17 protein-coding genes are annotated in these 20,364 nt (G+C 68.3%); 9 read left to right on the top strand and 8 right to left on the bottom strand.

All coding sequences use genetic code 11. The features are described from left to right. Positions 1-22: 22 nt before the first annotated feature. Together dnaN and dnaA are read right to left on the bottom strand one after the other, a co-directional pair. On the bottom strand, positions 23-1,192 hold the full coding sequence (gene dnaN / locus ABZ412_RS01320) for a DNA polymerase III subunit beta (RefSeq protein ID WP_357274908.1): 1,170 nt from the start codon (positions 1,190-1,192) through the stop codon (positions 23-25). A gap of 781 nt (positions 1,193-1,973) precedes the next feature. Further along, positions 1,974-4,052, bottom strand: a complete 2,079-nt coding sequence (dnaA, locus tag ABZ412_RS01315) for a chromosomal replication initiator protein DnaA (RefSeq protein ID WP_357274906.1) — start codon at positions 4,050-4,052, stop codon at positions 1,974-1,976. A 559-nt stretch (positions 4,053-4,611) separates the two neighbouring features. Here dnaA and rpmH point away from each other — a divergent pair. The 9 genes from rpmH (at position 4,612) to ABZ412_RS01270 (ending at position 11,292) form a co-directional block, all read left to right on the top strand. Next, the gene (rpmH, locus tag ABZ412_RS01310; protein WP_033085250.1) at positions 4,612-4,755 is read left to right on the top strand and encodes a 50S ribosomal protein L34; all 144 of its coding nucleotides are present in this window, start codon (positions 4,612-4,614) and stop codon (positions 4,753-4,755) included. 87 nt (positions 4,756-4,842) lie between these two features. After that, positions 4,843-5,214: a ribonuclease P protein component gene (gene rnpA / locus ABZ412_RS01305; protein WP_357274904.1), complete on the top strand. Its 372-nt coding sequence runs from the start codon at positions 4,843-4,845 to the stop codon at positions 5,212-5,214. Next, positions 5,211-5,552 carry a membrane protein insertion efficiency factor YidD gene (gene yidD, locus ABZ412_RS01300; RefSeq protein WP_357274901.1) on the top strand — a complete coding sequence of 114 codons (342 nt, stop codon included), beginning with the start codon at positions 5,211-5,213 and terminating at the stop codon, positions 5,550-5,552. The genes rnpA and yidD overlap by 4 nt, the downstream gene beginning before the upstream one ends. A gap of 4 nt (positions 5,553-5,556) precedes the next feature. Next, entirely contained in the window at positions 5,557-6,639 is a 1,083-nt protein-coding gene (yidC, locus tag ABZ412_RS01295; RefSeq protein ID WP_357275896.1) for a membrane protein insertase YidC, read from the top strand. A gap of 30 nt (positions 6,640-6,669) precedes the next feature. Further along, positions 6,670-7,206: a protein jag gene (locus ABZ412_RS01290; protein WP_357274899.1), complete on the top strand. Its 537-nt coding sequence runs from the start codon at positions 6,670-6,672 to the stop codon at positions 7,204-7,206. An 83-nt stretch (positions 7,207-7,289) separates the two neighbouring features. Next, positions 7,290-8,069, top strand: coding sequence for a 16S rRNA (guanine(527)-N(7))-methyltransferase RsmG (rsmG, locus tag ABZ412_RS01285; protein ID WP_357088507.1), 780 nt, complete (start codon positions 7,290-7,292; stop codon positions 8,067-8,069). 256 nt (positions 8,070-8,325) lie between these two features. After that, positions 8,326-9,348 carry a ParA family protein gene (locus tag ABZ412_RS01280; RefSeq protein WP_357274896.1) on the top strand — a complete coding sequence of 341 codons (1,023 nt, stop codon included), beginning with the start codon at positions 8,326-8,328 and terminating at the stop codon, positions 9,346-9,348. Positions 9,349-9,398: 50 nt separating this feature from the next. Next, positions 9,399-10,412 (top strand): ParB/RepB/Spo0J family partition protein, encoded by a 1,014-nt coding sequence (locus ABZ412_RS01275; protein ID WP_357274894.1) that lies wholly within the window; start codon positions 9,399-9,401, stop codon positions 10,410-10,412. 160 nt (positions 10,413-10,572) lie between these two features. After that, positions 10,573-11,292 carry a GNAT family N-acetyltransferase gene (locus ABZ412_RS01270; protein WP_357088516.1) on the top strand — a complete coding sequence of 240 codons (720 nt, stop codon included), beginning with the start codon at positions 10,573-10,575 and terminating at the stop codon, positions 11,290-11,292. Between the two features lie 81 nt (positions 11,293-11,373). On the opposite strand, the gene ABZ412_RS01265 is transcribed toward ABZ412_RS01270, so the two are convergent. From ABZ412_RS01265 to ABZ412_RS01240, 6 genes are all read right to left on the bottom strand, one after another. Next, complete coding sequence (locus ABZ412_RS01265; RefSeq protein ID WP_357274892.1) at positions 11,374-12,570, bottom strand: N-acetylmuramoyl-L-alanine amidase; 1,197 nt, start codon at positions 12,568-12,570, stop codon at positions 11,374-11,376. Between the two features lie 238 nt (positions 12,571-12,808). Next, positions 12,809-13,144, bottom strand: coding sequence for a thioredoxin (gene trxA / locus ABZ412_RS01260; RefSeq protein WP_357088521.1), 336 nt, complete (start codon positions 13,142-13,144; stop codon positions 12,809-12,811). A gap of 11 nt (positions 13,145-13,155) precedes the next feature. Beyond that, entirely contained in the window at positions 13,156-14,139 is a 984-nt protein-coding gene (gene trxB / locus ABZ412_RS01255; RefSeq protein WP_357274890.1) for a thioredoxin-disulfide reductase, read from the bottom strand. A gap of 231 nt (positions 14,140-14,370) precedes the next feature. Continuing rightward, positions 14,371-15,159 carry a hypothetical protein gene (locus ABZ412_RS01250; RefSeq protein WP_357274888.1) on the bottom strand — a complete coding sequence of 263 codons (789 nt, stop codon included), beginning with the start codon at positions 15,157-15,159 and terminating at the stop codon, positions 14,371-14,373. Positions 15,160-15,299: 140 nt separating this feature from the next. Beyond that, positions 15,300-15,857, bottom strand: coding sequence for an RNA polymerase sigma factor SigM (sigM, locus tag ABZ412_RS01245; RefSeq protein WP_357274885.1), 558 nt, complete (start codon positions 15,855-15,857; stop codon positions 15,300-15,302). A gap of 183 nt (positions 15,858-16,040) precedes the next feature. Continuing rightward, the gene (locus tag ABZ412_RS01240) at positions 16,041-20,099 is read right to left on the bottom strand and encodes a lipid II flippase MurJ (protein WP_357274883.1); all 4,059 of its coding nucleotides are present in this window, start codon (positions 20,097-20,099) and stop codon (positions 16,041-16,043) included. Between the last annotated feature and the right edge of the window lie 265 nt (positions 20,100-20,364).

Here is a 20,364-nt window from a genome sequence, read left to right as displayed (position 1 = left end):
AGCGATGGGTCGCCAAACCTGCTCAGCCCGGCAACCGCACCGGCATCAACAGGTAGATGTAACTTCCGGCCAGCGCCGCGAACGCGCCCGACTCCAGCTGCGCGGGCTCCTCCTCCGGCGCGGGCAGGAACACCGCCGGACGGCTGGGCGTGGTGAAGCCGAAGGTCACCCGGTCCGAATGCGCGGCGGAGAGGCCGTCGAGCAGGTAGCCGGGGTTGAAGGCGATGGTCAGCGGCTCACCGCGGAAATCGGCGACCAGCCACTCCTCGGCGCGACCGGCGTCGTCGCCACCGGCGGAGAGCAGCAGGCCCTCCTCGGAGAACTCCAGCCGCACCTGGGCGCCGCGCTCGGCCACCAGGGCCACACGCTTGATGGCCTCGGTGAGCGCGCTGACCGCGATGGTCGCGAGCGACGTGTGCTCCTTGGGGAGCAACTGGCGGAACTTGGGGAATTCCGCGTCGAGCAGGCGGGTGGTGGTGCGGCGGCCGCCGTTCACGATGCCCAGCAGGCCGTCGGTGCCGGTGCCGAACGCCAACTGCACCGGCTGATCGGAAGCGCCGAGGGTCTTCGCGGACTCGGACAGGGTGCGAGCCGGGACCAGGACCGCGGTCTCCACATCCGCACGGCCCGGCTGCCACTCCAGTTCGCGCACAGCGAGCCGGAAACGGTCGGTGGCGGCCAGGACCACCTTCGGGCCCTCGATCTCCACACGGATGCCGGTGAGCATGGGGAGGGTGTCGTCACGGCCGGCGGCCACGGCCACCTGGGAGACGGCCTCGGAGAACAGATCCACGGCGAGCTCGCCGGTCTGCGGCGGGAGCTCGGGAAGCTGGGGATAGTCCTCGACGGGCATGGTCGGCAGCGAGAACTTGGCACTGCCACAGGCGATCAGCACGCGGGTGCCGTCCACCGACACGTCCACGGGCTTGTTGGACAGCGCCTTGGTGATATCGGCCAGCAGGCGGCCCGACACCAGCACCTGGCCCGGACCGGCGACCTCGGCCGCCACCCGCATCTGCGCGGAGACCTCGTAATCGAAACCGGACACCGTCAGGCCGTCCTCGTCAGCCACGAGGAGTACGCCACCGAGCACGGGCACCGGAGGCCGCGACGGCAGGCTGCGGGCCACCCAAGCTACGGATTCGGCGAAGTCCTCGCGGGCGACCCGAAACTTCATGCTTGCAAGCTCCATCGCCCGGTCTGTCCTCTCCACTGGGGGTCGTTCGGATCTCGAAACGGTAATCGGCAGTCTCGCACACGGGGCCGACACCAAACCGTACCTGCGCGAGACCGACCCGCCTACGCCGACCCACCGAGCCTTTGCCCCGACCCCGCCGAGCCTTCCGCTGCGGACCGGTCCCTCTCCCTTCTCCTCCCTGCCTCCCGATCGGGTGTGGAGGAGCTGCCCATCGCACCGTGCCCTCCCCACCCGAGTTTCCACACACCCTGTTTTAGAAGAACCTTCTCTAGATGAAGAACTGAAGTAGTAGTAGGTCCTGTTAGTTCTGTGGACTTCGCCTGTTTCCGCAGGTCCGACCAGGCGGCGGCGTGGGGATGTCGTTGGGGTGGCTCGAGGATGAACAGCCGGTGCTTGTGGAGTCAGCCGGGAACTCCCCAGCCATCCTCGAGTGATCCTCGAGTTGCTCCCCCGAATCGGGCCGGGATACCCACATGAGGATGGAACCGGGGACTACCCCGTGGATTCCTCGAGGACCTGACAGGGACTCCTCGAGGAATCCACAAGCCGAAAACCCCATCCGCGCAGCTCAGCCCTCGAGGATGAATTCACCTGTGGGATCTGTGGATCGACACCTGTGCACCACTGTGAGTAGCGACCTGTGCGCAACCCCGTGGACAACAGTGGGATTCCTCGAGGACTCCACACCCTTTCCTCGAGGACTCCTCGAGGAATCCACAACCCCGGAAAGCAAAGAACCCCACGTCAGACGACGTGGGGTCCTGTGGACTGTGGATCAGCGCGAACGCTGTTTAATTCGGGCTGTGAGTTCTTGAACCTGGTCGTACACACGCCGCCGCTCGGTCATCTCCTTGCGCACCTTCTTCTCCGCGTACATGACCGTGGTGTGGTCGCGTCCGAAGGCCTGGCCGATCTTGGGCAGGGAGAGGTCGGTGAGTTCACGGCACAGGTACATGGCGATCTGCCGGGCCTGCGCCAGCGGCCGCGCCTTACCCGGTCCGGTCAGTTCTTCCAGCGTGGTGTTGAAGTACTCCGCGGTCACGGCCATGATCGTGGCCGCCGTGATCTCCAGCGTCGCGGTGTCGGGCATCAGATCCCGCAGCACCACCTCGGCCAGCGACAGATCCAGCGGCTGCCCGTTCAGCGACGCGAACGCGGTGACGCGGATCAGCGCGCCCTCCAGCTCGCGGATATTGCGCTCCACCCGGCTGGCGATCAGTTCGAGCACGTCGTGCGGCACGTCTAGGCGGTCCATGCGCGCCTTCTTGCGCAGGATCGCGATGCGGGTCTCCAGCTCCGGCGGCTGCACATCGGTGATCAGACCCCACTCGAACCGCGTCCGCAGCCGCTCCTCCAGCGTCGCCAGCTGCTTCGGCGGCCGGTCGGAGGACACCACGATCTGCTTGTTCGCGTTGTGCAGGGTGTTGAAGGTGTGGAAGAACTCCTCCTGGATGCCTTCCTTGCCCTCGATGAACTGGATGTCGTCCACCAGCAGGATGTCGGTCTCCCGGTAGCGGCGCTTGAACGCCACCTTCCGGTCGTCACGCAGCGAGTTGATGAAGTCGTTGGTGAATTCCTCGGTGGACACGTACTTCACCCGCATGCCCGGGAACAGCCGCTGCGCGTAGTGGCCCGCGGCGTGCAACAGGTGCGTCTTGCCCAAACCCGAAGCGCCCCAAACGAACAGCGGGTTGTAGGCGCGCGCCGGCGCCTCCGCGATGGCCACCGCCGCGGCGTGCGCGAAGCGGTTGGACGCGCCGATGACGAAGGTGTCGAAGGTGTACTTCGCGTTCAGGCTGGCCGAGGACGGCGCGGGCGCGGGCTCCCGCTCGGGCGGCCGATTGAAGTAGGTCGGCCACGAATTGCGGACATTGACCACCGGCTCGTCGTCGTGCGGCTCGTCCACCGGACGGCGCGCGGCCGGTTCCTCGGAGTAGCGCGGCGCGGGCTCCTCGTAGCGAACCGCCGGTTCGTCGGCGTAGCGCTGCGGCGCGGGCTCATCCGCATAGCGCTGCGGCGCGGGCTCGTCGGAATACCGTTGCTGCGCGGGTTCGTCCGCGTAGCGCTGTGGGGACGGTTCGTCGGCGTAGCGCTGGGGCGCGGGCTCGTCGGCGTACCGCTGCGGGGCGGACCGGACCGGTTCGTCCTCGGGGTCCGGGGAGAACAGGGACTCCTGTCCCGGCGGCATGGGTGCGCCGCGATGGTTGTCCCGCCGCCGGTCGGGCCGCTGGCCCAGGGGCGCGGCGGCCGGTTCACCACCCGGCAACGGCCGCTCGGGCGCGGTCGGACGGTCGGCGGTGACGGGCGGCAACTCCTCGGCCATCGGCGGCTGCCCGTATTCCACAGGTGGATAAGCCTCGCGCTCGTCGTACTCGCCCGGGTAGTCCTGGGGAGGTAGGTAGCGCGGCGCGTACTCCGGCTGGGACTGGTACGAGGGCTGTGGACGCTCGGTCATCGGCGGCTCGGGCGCGTACGCCGGGGGCGTCGGTTCGGGCTCGCGGGGACGCTCCGGGCGGGAGGTCATGCGGGCGTGCCGGGGTGCGTTCGCGGACCGTCCGGCGGGCGGATTCTGCTGCGCGCGGATGCGCACGCCCAGCCCCTCGACCTGGAGTCCGCGGCGGGCGAGAGACCGCAGAATAAGCTCCCGCAAGTCGCGTTCGACCGTCACCTGCGCCATCGTGCCGGGCACCGAGAGCAGGGCGAACCCCTGCGCGAAGGTGATCGGTTCGATAGTGTTGAGCCACGCCTTGTGAGCCTTGCTGACCGGCTGGATCTCCCCATCCGCGGAGCCGCTCGCCAATTCGGCGATCACCTCCGGCCAGACAGCCGTCAGCACATTCTGCTCGTCGTCCACGAACGTAGTCCTCCCCGGATGTAGGTCGATAGGAGCAGACGGTTGCGCTGCTCGGCTCCCCCAGTCACCGGGCGTCGGCGGGTACCGTCGGCCCTACGAATATGCCACTCCAGGGGTATTTCCACACAATTATCCACAGATGTGGACAACCTGGGGATACGCGCGTCCGCGTGTCTGATTCCTCGGATCCGGCGCGTACCTGCGGCTTCACAGCTACCAGCTGGCAATACCGCTCGCGGGGCGGAGGACGAAGCCGTCCGCGGTCACCGGAAGGGACTGGGAAGGACCGTACACGACACCGGCGCTCCGACACGAACCCTCCCCGAACGCCACGCGGAACGATCGATCCAGTCCCGCGAAATCGGGCCTCGACCCCCGAGTTTGACCCTCGTCCAGGGGGTAAGTACCCTTCTACAGTCACCCTATGGTGCGGTGGCGGCTGTCTGCTGCCCGTGCCGACAAGGGTATTGCGCCGAGGGACTCCCGTCCGTCGAGAGCACCGTTTCACCGAACAGCTTCGGGCGTCACCGGACGTCCACCACCTAGAGGAGTGTTGACCGTGGCCAAGGGCAAGCGGACGTTCCAGCCGAACAACCGTCGTCGGGCGCGCGTCCACGGCTTCCGTCTCCGGATGCGGACCCGTGCGGGTCGCGCCATCGTGTCGGCTCGTCGTGGCAAGGGCCGCGCCAAGCTGACCGCCTGATTCGGAAACCCCGGATGCGGCGTCGTATGAGCGACTCGCCGTCCGGTCTCCGGTCCCCCATCCGCCCGCACTCCGCTGGACGCTCAGGTGCTGCCTGAGCCCTACCGGCTGCACCGGCGCACCGATTTTTCCCGGACGGTGCGCCAGGGCCGGCGGATCGGGAGACGGGACCTCGTTGTGCACGTACTGCTACACGACGATCAAGCGAACGGATCGACCCCACCCATCCGGGTGGGCGGTCCGCGTTTCGGCTTGATCGTCAGCAAGGCGGTGGGTCCGGCGGTGGTACGCCACCGGGTGGCCCGCCGCCTGCGTCATATCTGCGCAAGCCTGACGGCCGAATTGCCCGGCGGCGCAGATGTTGTCATTCGCGCCCTCCCGGGTGCCGCCGACGCGCCCTCCGAAGAACTGCTGCGCCAGTTGCACAGCGGACTGCGCAAGCTCGGCTCCCTCGCATGAACGCGCCGCATTCTTCCGCGGGCGCGCTGCGCGCGGCTGCCGGATTACCGGCCAAAGCTCTGATATTCCTCATCGAGCTGTATCGGACCTATATCTCCCCCACCCGCATGCCGGTGTGCCGATTCACTCCCACGTGCAGTGAGTACGCGGTGACGGCGTTGCGCACCCGCGGACTGTTCGTCGGACTCGGACTGGCAGCCGTCCGTCTGGCGAAATGTGCGCCCTGGCACCCTGGTGGGTGGGACCCCGTTCCGGAGCGTAAGCACCGGCGCGCGGCATCAGCTTACGAAGGATCATCGCCCGCGGTGACCGGCGATACGAACGACGGGAGTGCATAGCGCCGTGCTCGACTTCATCTATTACCCGGTGTCGGCCATTTTGTGGTTCTGGCACCAGGCATTCGGGTATGTGCTGGGCAAGAACAGCGGATTCGCCTGGGCTCTGGCCGTGGTGTTCCTGGTGTTCACGTTGCGGCTGGTGCTCTACAAGCCGTTCGTGAAGCAGGTCCGCACCACCCGGCAGATGCAGGAGCTGCAGCCCCAGATCAAGGAGCTGCAGAAGAAGTACAAGAACGACCGTCAGCAGATGACGGTCGAGATGCAGAAGCTCCAGAAGGAACACGGCTTCAACCCGCTCATGGGCTGTCTGCCGGTGCTGCTGCAGGTTCCGGTGTTCCTGGGTCTGTTCCACGTGCTGCGGTCGTTCAACCGCACCGGCACCGGGATCGGGCAGCTGGGCATGTCGCCCTACGACAACGCCCACACCCCGAACTACATCTTCTCCGCGGCCGACGTCCAGTCCTTCCTGACCGCGCGGCTCTTCGGCGCTCCCCTGTCGGCGTACATCACCGAGCCGGCGAAGGTCCTGGAGTCCTTCGCCGATTACGGCGGCGTGCCGAGCAAGCTGGTCATCGCGCTGGTCTCGATCCCGCTCATGGTGATCGCCGGTATCGCGACCCACATGAACGCCCGCGCCTCGGTGGCCCGGCAGTCGGCGGAGGCCGCGGCCAACCCGCAGGCCGCCATGATGAACAAGCTGGCGCTCTACGTGTTCCCGCTCGGCGTGCTCGTCGGTGGTCCGTTCCTGCCCGTCGCCATCCTGATCTACTGGGTCTCCAACAACATCTGGACCTATGGTCAGCAGCACCTCGTTTTCGGCAAGATCGAAAAAGAGGAAGAGGAGAAGAAGCAGGCCGCTCTCGAGCGACGCGCCCAGAACGCCCCGAAGCCGGGCGCGAAGCCGGTCGACGTCCGCAAGAAGCCGTCCGGCACCAAGGTCGAGGACGCCGTGACCGATGCCGCCGAGGACGCGTCGCAGAATGGTGTGAGCCCCGCGCCCGCCAAGCCGGCCGCCGGCGCCAAGCCCACCACCGGAAAGAAGCGGTCGGGCAACCGTGGTCGCGCCAACCAGAAGCGGCGTCGCTGAGACTTACAACTCCAGATGAAGGAAACAACCATGACTGTTGAAACCGACGGAGGGGATCCCACTGTGACGTCAGCGACGGCCGCACCGGGCGCCGCGAGCGACGCCGAGGAAGCGCTCATCGAAGAGGGCGAGATCGCCGGCGACTACCTCGAGCAGTTGCTGGATGTCCTCGACTTCGACGGCGATATCGACCTCGATGTCGAGGGCGACCGTGCCATCGTGAGCATTGACGGCGGCAAGGATCTGGCGAAGCTGGTGGGCCGCCGGGGTGAGGTGCTGGACGCGCTCCAGGAGCTGACCCGGCTGGCCGTGCAGCAGGCGACCGGCATCCGCAGCCGGCTCATGCTGGATGTGGCGGGCTGGCGGGCCGCGCGTCGTTCGGAGCTGAGCGCGCTCGGCGCCGAGGCCGGCAAGCGCGTGCTGGAAACCGGCGAGCGCGAGGCGCTCTCCCCCATGACTCCGTTCGAGCGCAAGATCGTGCACGACGCCGTGGCCGCGATCGACGGTGTCGTGAGCGAGAGTGAGGGTGTCGAGCCGAATCGTCACGTGGTGGTACTCCCCGGCTGACACGCGGATCGCAGCGGTAGGGCCCCCGGGTTTCGGAAACCCAGGGGCCCTACTCTTTTAGCTATAGTCGTCCCCCCGGAAGGATGTTTCACGTGGAACCAGACACCGAGATGACCGCTCCGGGTCCGGTCGATCCCCCGGCCGCCGCCGCGGTCGTTTTCGGCGATCGGCTCGACAAGGCCCGGCAGTACTACACCGCGCTCGCGACCGCGGGTGTGGAGCGCGGACTGATCGGCCCCCGGGAGGTTCCCCGGCTCTGGGATCGCCACATCCTCAACTGCGCGGTGATCGGTGACCTCATCGCGCCCGGCGCGCGTGTGGTCGACATCGGCAGCGGCGCGGGCCTCCCCGGCATCCCGCTCGCCATCGCCCGGCCCGATCTCCGGATCACATTGGTGGAGCCGCTGCTTCGCCGGACCGTCTTCCTCGCCGAGTTCGCGGCCGAGGCGGGGCTGGACAATATCGTCATCGTGCGCGGCCGCGCCGAGCAGGCGGGCGTGAAGAAGGAGGCGGGCGGCGCGGACATCGTCACCTCCCGTGCGGTCGCTCCCCTGGCGAAGCTCGCGGGGTGGTCCATGCCGCTGGTGCACGAGCACGGACGGATGTTGGCCCTCAAGGGAATCAGCGCCGCCGAGGAACTCGAGCGGGATCGTGACGAGCTCACCAAAGCGGGCGCGGGTCACGCCGAAGTTCTGGAATGCGGTGTGGGAGTGCTCGAGACGCCCACCTTCGTCATCAGCGCGGAGCGGCTGGCCCGCGCCGAGCGTCGTGCTGAGCGCAAGGCAGGCAGTGCGGAACGCAAAGCGGCGAGTGCTGAGCGCAAAGCCGGGGGTCGTGGGACCCCGCCTTCGAAGCGTCACTGACGAAGCGATGTTTCCCGTGAAACATGCGCCCCCTCGCGATCTTTGAGTCGCCTCGGGGTGTGTCGTGGTGCGAAGCTGTGCGTTCAACTTCCGTATTGTGTCCTCTACTGGCAAGCTAATGAACGTCGAGCAATGAACGACTTCCAGCCGATTCCAGCCAGCCCTCAGTGACAACGCAGTGACGCGGCTGCTGCTGCCAGGCGCGCGAATTTCAGCTCGGCCACGTGTCTTTGAGTTCTCGGGGTTAGGAGCCTGTATGTCCAACGGTCCGGCGAATGTTTCACGGGAAACAACGTCTCGGGTTCCCGGCATGCTCGATAGCGGTCCCTTCGATACGGACGAGTTCAGCCGCACCCCCTACGGCAACATCTCCGCCGACACCCCGATTGCCGCCGAGGCGCAGCGCGCCAGTCAGGTGCTGTCGGGGACCAACGCCCACATTCCGCGTCCCAAAGAACAGCGCGTCATCACCATCGCCAATCAGAAGGGCGGCGTGGGCAAGACCACGACGGCCGTGAATCTGGCTGCCGCGCTCGCCATCCAGGGCATGCGGGTCCTCGTCATCGACCTCGACCCGCAGGGCAATGCCAGCACCGCGCTCGGCATCCCCCACCAGTCGGGCACCCCGTCCAGCTATGAACTCCTCATCGGCGAGTGCTCGGTCGGCGACGCCATCCAGCAGAGCCCGCACAATGAACGACTGCTCTGCATCCCCGCCACCATCGACCTCGCCGGCGCCGAGATCGAACTCGTCTCCATGGTCGCCCGTGAGGGCCGCCTCAAGGCCGCCATCCAGGAAGCGAACCTCGCCGGGTACGACATCGACTACGTGATGATCGACTGCCCGCCGTCGCTGGGTCTGCTCACCGTCAATGCCATGGTCGCCGCCAAGGAGGTGCTGATCCCCATCCAGTGCGAGTACTACGCACTCGAGGGCGTGGGTCAGCTGCTCCGCAATATCGGTCTGGTGCAGGCGCACCTGAATCCCGGACTGCATGTCTCCACCGTCGTGCTCACCATGTACGACGGCCGCACCAAGCTCGCCGATCAGGTGGCCGAGGAAGTCCGCTCACACTTCGGTGACGCGGTGCTGCGTTCGGTCATCCCCCGCAGCGTGAAGGTGTCGGAGGCTCCCGGGTACGGCATGACCGTCCTCGATTACGATCCGGGCTCGCGGGGTGCGATGAGCTACCTCGACGCCGGTCGTGAGATCGCGTCGCGGAACTCGGCGCGCCAAGCCGCGCCGGTGCCCGTTTCGGACGCACAATCCGGTGTGTAGATAAATCTCGGCGGCGGTGACGGTGAACAACGGAAGGGATCGGTAGGCCGATGAGTCAGGCGAAGAAGGGCGGGCTGGGGCGTGGCCTCGCGGCATTGATTCCGACCGGACCGGCCACCACACCGGGCGGGCTGGGCAGTGCCGCGGCCAATGTCGTCATCGGCATCGATCCGGCTGGGCCGCAGCCCGCGTCGGCGTACCTGCATCGGGTCCCCGATCCGGTCGAGTCGGCCGACGGCGCGGACCCGGGCGCGGTGTACCGCGAGATCCCACCGCAGCAGATCGAGCCCAACCCGAAGCAGCCGCGCTCGGTCTTCGAAGAAGAGGCGCTGGCCGAACTGGTGCACTCCATCAAGGAATTCGGTCTGATGCAGCCCATCGTGGTGCGTCAGGTCGAGTCCGGGCCGGTCCCCCGCTATCAGCTCATCATGGGTGAGCGGCGGTGGCGGGCCAGCCAGGAGGCGGGGCTGGAAGCCATCCCCGCCATCGTGCGCGAGACTGCCGACGACTCCATGCTGCGGGATGCGTTGCTGGAGAACATCCATCGCGTGCAGCTGAACCCGCTCGAAGAGGCGGCCGCCTATCAGCAGCTGCTGGAGGAGTTCGGCGTCACCCATGAGGAACTGGCTTCGCGGATCGGCCGTTCGCGTCCGGTGGTGACGAATATGATTCGGCTGCTGAAGCTTCCGATCCCGGTGCAGCGCCGGGTGGCCGCGAACGTCTTGTCCGCCGGCCACGCGCGCGCTCTGCTGGCGCTGGAGGCGGGTGCCGATGCGCAGGAGGCGTTGGCCGCGCGGATCGTCGCCGAGGGCATGTCCGTTCGGGCCACCGAGGAAGCGGTGACGCTGGCGAACCGGAATCCGGATGCGGCCGCTCCCCCGGCGCCGAAGCGGAAGCCGATTCAGATGCCGGGTCTGCAGGATGTGGCGGAGCGGTTGTCGGAGTCGTTCGACACTCGCGTCACGGTCAGCCTCGGCAAGCGCAAGGGAAAGATCACTGTCGAATTCGGCTCCATCGACGATCTGGAGCGGATTGTCAGCATGATGGAGCAGTCCAGGCCCTAAGGAGGGCCCATCCCGGAGGTCACAGTGGAAACGTCACTGTGACGTTCGGGTTTACGGCCCTGGAGAGGCGTAAAGCGTTGATCGCTTATTCTTGCTGGCGAGAACTGTGTGATGCGGCGTGAGTGTGGATGAATCAGACAGCTGGAGGCTGAGCAGAGCAGTGTCGACCAGCGTGACAGCACTTACCCTCGGCGGACTCGACAAACTTCCGGTGCATGCGCGGCGATGCGTGTTCTGGGAGATCGATCCGGCGGTGGCGGCGGATTCCCATAGCTTCAGTGACCCGGTCTTCGAGAAGGAGGCCTGGCTCTCGACCGTCATGTTGCAGTGGGGGTTGTGTGGTCAGGTCGCCGTGGTCGAGGATAAACCGGCCGGCTGCGCCATCTACGCGCCGCCGAGCGCGGTCCCGCGCGCGGGTCTCTTCCCCACGTCCCCGGTGAGCCCGGATGCGGTGCTGCTGACCACGCTGAGCGCCGAAATCCCGTTCCAAGGGGAGCAGGTTGGTCAGCAGTTGATCCAGGCCGTGGTGGGCGATCTGGTGCGCCGCGGTGTGCGGGCCATCGAGGCGTTCGGCATTCGCAAGGATCCGCCGACCAGTTCCATGCCCGCCGTCGGTTCCATGTCGCTGCGCGAGCGGATCGGCTCGCCGCTGCGCTCCCCCGCGCCGTCGCCCTCGGGGTGCTCCCCCGAGAACTGCATGATCGAGGCCGACTTCCTGGAGGACGTCGGTTTCAAGGTGGTCGCCTCGCATCACCGGTTCCCGCGCCTGCGGCTGGAATTGGATCACGAGCACCTGTGGAAGGAAGACGTCGAGCGGGCGCTCGATCAGCTTCTCGCGGCGGCGGCGCTCACCATGCCGACCCGTATCTCCACCCGCTGACCACTCCCCCGTCCGGTTCCACCGCAACGAAAAACCCCGCCTCCCGGATGTTCGGGAGGCGGGGTTGTTTCATGTGAAACATTACAGCCGGTCTGCGGCCGCCAACTCTTCGGCGAGCAACTCGGCGAATGTGTAAGTCCCGGTGGGCTGGTCGTCCTGGCCCAGCAGGTACAGCCGCTTCACCGAGATCAGGATGGCCTCGGCGATGACGTCGCGCATGCGCGGATTGGTCAGCACCGACGCGTCGTAATCACTGGTGAGATAGCCGATGTCGACCTGCACGGTCGGCATCTTGGTCAGGCGCAGCAGGTCCCAGGTGCGGGCGTGGGTCCGGCAGTCCTGCAGCGAGGTACGGGCCACGATCTCGCGCTGGATGAACCCGGCCAGCACCTGACCGATCATCGAGGTCGAGCCGTGCGAGTTGCCGAAGTGGAAGCTGGCCACGCCGCTGGCGGAATCGTTGTCGCTGCTGGCGCAGCGCAGCGAGATCATCAGGTCGGCGTCGAAGGTATTGGAGGTCTCGGCCCGCTCGGCATCGGAGGGGTTGGCCCCCCACGGCCGCGACAGGAAGGTCTCCATACCCGTTGCCGCCATGCGGCCTTCGAGCCGGCTGGCCAGATCCCAGAGGATCTCCGATTCGTAGACGTCACCGAATTCGGTCGGCACCGGCGAACCCTTGTCCGGCCCGCCCAGACCCGGATCGATGACGATGCGCTTGCCGGTGAGCTGCGGCCCGGCCCGGTGCACCACCTCTTCCTCGGCGATCCGATGCGGATTGCCGCCGGTGACGCGGGCGCCCAGCAGATCCAGCGAGCGCAGCGTGTCCGGACCGCAGATGCCGTCCGAGGAGAGCCCGATCTCGCGCTGGAACGCGGTGAGCGCGTCGTGGGTGTGCGGGCCGAAGTACCCGTCGACCCGGCCCACATAGAAGCCGAGATCCTGCAGCCGACGCTGCAGGGTGGCGACGTCGTCGCCGTAGAGCGGTGCGGAGAGCTGGTAGATGAGAGTGCGAGCGCCGAGGCGGTACGAGGCCTCCTTCAGCGCGCGGTAGGTGGCCGGGCCGACCACGCCATCGACCAGGAGACCGCGGTGCTGCTGAAAAGCGCGTACGGCGGAGTCCAGATCATGGTCGAAGGTGGCGTCGGCGTCCTTCCAGTACTCCCCGTCCAGACCCGCCGGATCGCTATGGGGATGAGTGTGCAGGAACCCGAGGCTTGCCAGGGTGCTCCGAACCTCTGCTACGGCTGGTCCTGTATCGCCGTGACGAAGTCGGTGCATGCGTGAGAGCCCTTTCCTTCCGCCAACCCGGGTACCCATTCGCGCAGTGGTCCACACCACCGCGCGACCGGAGCGTTGAACGATTGTTTCAGACCCGGACCGAATTTCGGCAACTGTCGAGTGCAGGGATACTAACCCCGGCGCCAGCGTCAGGGGCCGAAGGCGTCGCTCCGCCTCTCCGCGCTTGCCTGTGTAACCACGTAGGCCCCCGCTGGCGCCGAAATTCTATCCAGCGTCGCTAAAGAACTTCTTCTAGTTCGCGCAAGAGGGCGGCTTTGCCCTTTGCTCCGACGATCCGCTTGGTTTCCTTGCCCCCTTGGAACAGGACCATGGTAGGCAACGACAGGATCCCGTAGTGCTTCGAGGTCTCCGGGTTGTTGTCGGCGTCGAGCTTGGCGATGGTGATCTTGTCCGTGTTGGCGGCGATCTCCTCCAGCACGGGGGCGACCATCTTGCACGGGCCGCACCAGGCCGCCCAGAAATCGACGAGTACGGGCTTCTCGCTGAGCAGTACTTCGTCGGCGAAGGTCGCGTCGGTCACCGTCTTGGTGGCACCGGTCTTGGCGTCGGACATTGCCAAACTCCTTAGTTGTTCACTTCCACCGGCTGACCGGCGTGATCGAGGGTGTTGCTGGTGATGTCACCCTGGTCGGCGAGCCAGCGCTCGGCGTCGATGGCCGCGCGGCAGCCGGTGCCGGCGGCGGTGATGGCCTGCCGGTAGGTGTGGTCGACCAGGTCGCCGGCGGCGAAGACGCCCGGCACCGAGGTGTAGGTGCTCTGGCCCTGGACCAGCACGTAGCCCTCGTCGTCCAGATCGACCTGGCCGCGCACCAGTTCGCTGCGCGGATCGTGGCCGATGGCGACGAACAGGCCGGTGGCGGCCAGCTCGGAGGTCTCGCCGGTGCGGGTGTCGCGCAGGGTCAGGCTGGTGACGCTCGAATCACCGTGTACCGCAGCGACTTCCGAGTTCAGGATGAAGCGGATCTTGTCGTTGTTCTTGGCCCGCTCCAGCATGATCCGGGAGGCGCGGAACTCCTCGCGGCGGTGGATGACGGTCACCGAGCTGGCGAACTTGGTGAGGAAGGTCGCCTCCTCCATCGCCGAGTCGCCGCCGCCGACCACCACGATGTCCTGGCCCTTGAAGAAGAAGCCGTCGCAGGTGGCGCAGGCGCTGACGCCGCGGCCGAGCAGCTCCTGCTCGCCCGGGACATTGAGGTAGCGGGCCGCCGAACCCATGGCGAGGATCACGGCGTGCGCCTGGTACACCTCGCCGCCGACGGTCACCTTCTTGACCGGACCGGTCAGATCGAGGGCGTCCACGTCCTCGGTGCGGATATCGGTGCCGAAGCGCTTGGCCTGCTCCCGCATCTCCTCCATCAGGTCGGGGCCCATGATGCCCTCGCGGAAGCCGGGGAAGTTCTCGACCTCGGTGGTGGTCATGAGCGCGCCGCCGAACTGGGTGCCCTCGAACAGCAGCGGTTCCAGTTCCGCGCGGGCGGCGTACACCGCGGCGGTGTAGCCGGCCGGGCCGGAGCCGACGATGATCAGGTCGCGAACAGGCGTGCTCAAGATGGCCCTCCGAAGCTGTAGTACAGAATCTCGATCGCTCGAGCGTGAGCGAACCGGTCAACAACAGCCTAAACGCTGTCATTCCCGGGTCTGATCGCCTCCGCTTCGCTCCGGCGGGTTCGCGGCCCCGAGGTCTCGATTCTGCCCTTCTGCGCTTCGCTCCCCCGCTCCGAGGCGGAGGTCTAACAAGCCGCAGTCCGGAATCGAGACGCCCGCGAACTGGCAGGTGGGCTACCCGATATCGGTGCGGCCGAGCACCTGGGGGTGGCCAGGCGTGCAATTCGTTCCGAGGACGGCAGCTGTGATCTGTGGCGCTTTCGGGCCTTGGAGCAGGACCAGGACACCCGGGGTGCCGGAGAACACGACGCTGCGGCTGCCGAGGACCTGGCGGTCCAGATCGGCGGCGCGTAGGCAGTCTCTGAGGGCGGTGCCCGCGGCCAGGGGGCCGGTGATGTCGTGGCGGCCCATGGCGGTCAGGACGACGCCGGGTGAGAGGGCGGGGTCCAGTTCGTCGGCGCTGGGCTGGGCGGCCGGGGTGGTCGGGCGGGTGCTCAGGGCGTCCACGGCGACGACGGCGCCCGCGGCCAGGGCGGCGGCGGCCGCGGCGGCGGTGAGCCAGCGCAGGCGGCGGGACGGGCGTTCGGTGAACTCGGCGGTCTCGTCCTCGTCCAGGTCCGGCGGGAGGAGCGGTTCCTCGAGTTCGCGGGGGTCGAGGCGGCCGGTGGCGAAGATGGAGCCGTCGAGGACCGGCATGGGTGCGGTGGGGATAGGGGTGTCCCCGGCCGCGAGGTCGTCGATCATGCGTTCCAAGCGGTCGGCCACGTCGGTGGGGATGGGGCGGGTGATGTTCTCGTCGCGTCCGAGTTCGCGCAGCCGGTCGTCGATGCCGTCGAGGGCCTCGAGGTAGCGCATGGCCTCCGGGTCGCGCCGGACCGCGGGCCAGAGCCGTGCGGCCTGCTCCGGCGGCAGGCTGCCGCCGTGCAGATCGGCCAGCAGCTCGGTGGAGAAGGTTTCCTCCATTGCCCCTCCAGGGCGTCGAGTGGGAATCACAGACCTGTCTTCGTATCGGACGTATGGGAACCGTACAAGGTTCCCCCAATAGTGCGGTGTTCGAGCGGAATTCAGGTGTTCATGCCCGGCTGTGTCGGCGCGCAAACGTCCTATTCGCGAAGTTTCATCTCGAGCCTTCGGCGGCCGCGGGCGCAGCGGCTCTTGACCGTGCCCTCCGGGATGCCCAGCAGGGCAGCGGCATCCGCGATGGAGTAGCCCTCGAGTTCCACCGTGACCAGTGCGGTGCGCTGGTCGGCGGGCAGCGTGAACAGCGCCGCGTCGACCAGCAGGCTGGCCTCCAGGGCCGCGAAATCGTCTCGCGGACAGGCGGGCTCGTCGGCGGTGTCCTCGGACAGCGGTTCGGTGCGGCGCAGTTTGTTGCGGCGGATGCGGTCCAGGCAGGCGTTGACCACGATGCGGTGCATCCAGCTGCGGACCTCGGCGTCGCCGCGGAATCCGGCCGCGCCGCGGTGCGCGGACAGCAGGGCGTCCTGGAGCGAGTCGGCGGCGTCCTCGGGACTGTAGGAGGCGCGTAGCGCGGTTTGGTAGAGGTGGTCGCCATGGCGGCGGAACAGTTCGGCGAAGGCGTGCGGTGCGCCCGCGGCGTGCGCGGCCAATAGTTCGCGATCGCTCGCGTTCGACGGTGACTCTGTCCTCGATGCTGACACTGCGTTCGGTGACGGCAATGCATCCCCTCAGAGCGGCGAACTCCCCATGCCGAGAGCGCCAAGATCATATCGAGGACAACGATTCAGCAGCGGTGAATCGCGCAAGAATGCGCAGGTAGCGGCCGTTTGGTTCGGATCACGCGGCCTGGTGGCGGTCAGCGTTCAGGACGCCGGAGGAGCCCGTCAGACACTTGCTTCGAAGCGGATTTCGGCGATGGCCGTCTGGAACTGGCCGCCGTTGTTCGCGAGCTGGGTGATCCACAGGAGCACGTACCGGGCAGGCTGGTCGGCCCGCACCGGGATCTCGGTCATGCCGTCGCCGAGCACTGCCGACCCGACCAGCTGGGTCTGGTCGAGGGTCGGCGAGGCGGTCGGCGAGGTGCGGATCTCGACCTGCGTTCCGGGCGAGGGCGATTCGATGCTCACCTTGGTCAGCTTGGACGGGCTGCCGAGGGTGGTGAGGACGCCCACGCCCTTCTTGAGGGCCGGGAACTGCTGGAAGTAGGCGTCGCTACGCCAGGTGGTGGTGGGGTTGTTGTCCAGCACGGCCCCGATGCTGCCCACATTGTCCGGGGTGCCCTCCGGGGAGAACACCGTCGCGCCGGTGACCGGCACCGGCACACCGCCGGCGGGCGGCGCGCCGACGGGGGTCTGGGTGGCCGCGCCCGGGCCGGGCGGCGGCGTCGCCGAGGTGGTGAGGCCGATATTGCGCTGTTCGTTGAGCGGCGCGTTGGAGGAGCCGGGCGCGAACACGCTCAGCAGCCACCAGATGATGACGCCGACCACGAGCGCGGCCAGCACGCCGATCCCGACCAGGATCCACATCATCCGCTGCGAGCGTTCCTTCTCGGCGGCGAGCAGTTCCGGATCGGCGAGGGTCTCGTCCGGTGCGCTGGGCGGCTTCTGCCCGAGCCGCAGCACGGGGATGAAGTCGGTCTTCTGGTCCACCACCGACGCCTGCTCCAGCACGTGCTGGACGGTGGCGGCGGTGCGGACGCCCTTGTTGGACTCCAGCGAGCGCACCGCGACCGCGGAGATCTCGAAGGGCACCTCGGGCCGGATATTGCGGGGTTCCACCGGGGTTCCGTCGGGCCCGAAATCGGCCAGCGGCAGTCCGCCGACGGTGATCGCGCTGCCGGAGATGCCGCCGGGGCGGATGGGCCAGTGCGCGGTGATCAGCGCGTAGAGCATGGCGCCGAGGCCGCGCACGTCGGACTGCGCGTCGGAGTCGGACAGGGTGCCGGGGAAGGCCAGCACGGCGTCGCCGGAGGCGCTGATCCGCACCCGGTCGGGGTGGTCGATGGACAGTGAGCCGCCGCCGCGGTGCGCCATCTCGGCAGCGGCCGCCAGCGCCCGGATGGCGCGGGCCGCGCCGATCGGGGACGGCACGGTGTCGGCCATCTCCTTGAGCGAGCGGCCGGGCGTCCATTCGGCCACCACGATGCCGCCGGAGGAGCCGCGCACCACGTCCAGGACGCGGGCCAGGCCGGGCGAGTTGATCCGGCCCAGGCGCAGCGTGCGGGACAGGATGGCCTGCGGTCCGTCGTGCCCGGAGTTCTCGGTGGCCTCCTGGTCGGCGTCGACGAAGGTGAGGGCCACCTCGCGGTCGAGCTTCACGTCCAGGGCCTGCCAGAACCGCAGGCCGCGCGCGCCGCCGTGTCCGGCCAGCAGCCGGTAGCGGCCGCCCGCCACGGAGGCGCCGGGGGTCAGCTTGGGTCCGCGCTGGATCCGCTTGGTCGGCGATTCCACCCGCATGGGCGGCATCTGCGGTGAGATGGCCTCGTAGACACCGGTTTCGGGACCTGCGTGGTCCTGGTCCTCCGGTAGTTTCTCCGGTCCGCCGGACCCGCTCGTGCGGTCCGCGGACTCGGCTCTGACCCCGGGCTTTCCGCCGGCCTCGCCGACCGGAGGGGTGTCCGTGGAGAGCCCGCCGCCCGCGGCCTGTGCGGATTCGGCGGCCGGGACACCACCCGCCGCGTCGTCGCTCACCCTCGTTCCTCCTTCGCCCTCATATGTCGAAGACCGATGTGTCGGCGCCGGACCCGCCGCGGCGGCCTCCGGAGTAGTGCGGAAGCCGCCGTCGGGGTTCCGGGCGGCATCCGGCGTGCCGCGGGAGCTGTCCGCGGGCAGGCCGGTTTGGGCAGTTGCGTTTGCCTGCCGAACAGGGTACGGGAACTCCACCTTCTCGGTGAGTTCAACCGCGTCGGGTCGGATGACCGGAAGCACCATGGTCTGCGCGTCGAGGTACGGATCGAAGCGGTAGTAGTACGGCGCGGCGCGCAGGTCCGGTTTGGGCAGCAGGGTGGTCTCGTGGAGGTCCTCGAGCGGGGTGCCGTCGAGGTCCAGATCCGGGGCGGGCGGCGTGAAGCCGAGCCGCCGCGACACGGCGACGGTGATGGCCACGATCTCGGGGATGCCGAGCAGGCGCATCAGTCCGAAGGCCACGCCGAACATGACGATGGCGGTGATGCCGACCCGGATGAGCGAGCCGAAGCCGCCGAAGGAGTCCGAGAGCCGGTGCAGGCCCAGCACCTTGTCCACGATGAGCAGCACCGCGCCGCCGGCCAGCGAGGCGAGCACCACGCGCGTGATGGTCTGGCCGACATTGGCCATGCGCAGATCGCCGAGGCTGCGGTGCAGCAGCCAGCCGCCGATCATCGCGCCGGTCACGAAGCCGAGCCCGCGGGCCACGCCGAGCGCGATGACCACGTGTTCGGGTGAGAAGAACACCGGCGCCAGCGCCGACAGCGTGATCTGGACGCTGGTGATGCCGAGGATGATCCAGGTGGGCGTCCACGCCTGTTCACGGGCGTAGAAGACGCGCAGGTGGATCAGCACCAGCGCGTACGGGATCAGGTTGAACGCGGACCAGGACACGGCTTCGCCGAGGCGGGCCGCGTCGCCGCCGAAGCGGCCGTATCCGTAGATGGCCTCACCGATCTGGGTGCCGGCGAAGGTCAGGAAGGTGACGATCGGCACCAGCGCGATCATGGTGAGCTTGGTGGCCGCGCTCAGATCGTCGACCACGGCCGGTGTGTCGTCGGCGGCGGCGTTGCGGCTGAGCCGCGGCATGATCGCGGTCAGCAGGGTCACGCCGAGCACGCCCCACGGCAGCTGCAGCAGCAGCCACGCGTTCTGGTAGATGGTCGGGCCCGCGACGTCGGCGTGCGAGGCCACGCGCAGGGTGAAGCTGAAGCCGATCTGGCTGATCAGCACGTACAGGATGATGGCCGCGGCCATGCCGCCGAACTGCTTGAGCCGGGCGTCGAGGCCCCACAGCGGCCGCAGGTCGATGCCTTCGCGCCGGATGGCGGGCAGCAGGGTGGCGACCTGAACGGCGACGCCGACGGTGGTGCCGATGCCGAGCAGCAGCAGTTTGGGTTCGCCCATCCGGACCGGGTTGAGCGTCAGCTCGCCGGGGAGCAGGGCGTAGAGCCCGAGTACCACCAGGGCGACGCAGTTGTTGAGCACGGGCGCCCAGGCGCCGGGTTTGAACACCTGGTGGGTGTTCAGGATCGCCATGAGCAGCGCCGACATGCCGTAGAGCAGTACGGCGGGCACGAGCATGAAGGTCAGCGCGGTGGTGAGCGCGGAGTTGACCTTGCTGTCGCTGGACAGGAAGACGTGCTCGGTGAGCACCGGGGTCAGGATCAGCGCGATGACGGTTCCGGTGCCGAGCACGGTGAGCGCGGTGGTGAACAGCCGTCGGACGAAGGCCGCTCCCCCGTCGGCGTCCTCGCGTTCGGCCCGGACCAGGGTGGGCACCACGATGGCGGTGAGCACCGCGCCGAGCAGCAGCTCGGAGATCATGTTGGGGATGGAGCTGGCGATGGTGAAGGCACTGGCGATGGCCGGGCCGAGCACGGTCAGCAGCAGCGCCTGTTTCGCGAATCCGGTGATGCGGCTGATCAGCGTCGCCAGCGCGAGCGAGCCGGTGTCGCGCACGAGTTTGGCGTTGGAGTTGTCCGGCTTCTCGTCGGCGCGCGGTGCGGTGACCACTGCCTGCCGGCCCGAATCGGCTTGCCGCTGCGGCCCGGTCGGCGGTCCGGGGCGCGGGGCGGCCATCGGGCGCGGATTCGACATCGGGGGTGTCGGGTAGCGCTGGGGGCCGGGCGGCATCGAGATGGGCCCGGTTCCGGGTGCGCGGTTGCCCGCGGCGCCGGGGTGTCCCCAGTGGTAGCGCTCTTCGGGTGGGACGCGTCCGGCGGCGGGTTCGGGGCGGCCCTGCTGGGGTCGTCGCATGATGGGCCCGGATTCGCCGGGCGCGGGAACGTGTCGTTGTGGACCGGTCGGTTGACCCGGATAGGGGCGGCCGGGATTGCCCTGCGGATGACCGGGAATCGCTCGCTGTGCTCCGGAGGCGGGGCCTTGCGGTCCGCGCGGTCCGGGGCGGGGCACGCCGCGTTCCCACGGCGCGGAGGGGGCACGGCGCGCCTGCGGCGGACCGTCGGGCCCGTCCTGCCGCCCGCCCTGTCCTTCGTGATGTCCGGGGTGGCCCGCGGCCCGG

Source organism: Nocardia sp. NPDC005746, from assembly GCF_040630785.1.
Classification (GTDB): Bacteria; Actinomycetota; Actinomycetes; order Mycobacteriales; family Mycobacteriaceae; genus Nocardia.
This window is presented reverse-complemented; position numbering and strand designations above follow the sequence as displayed.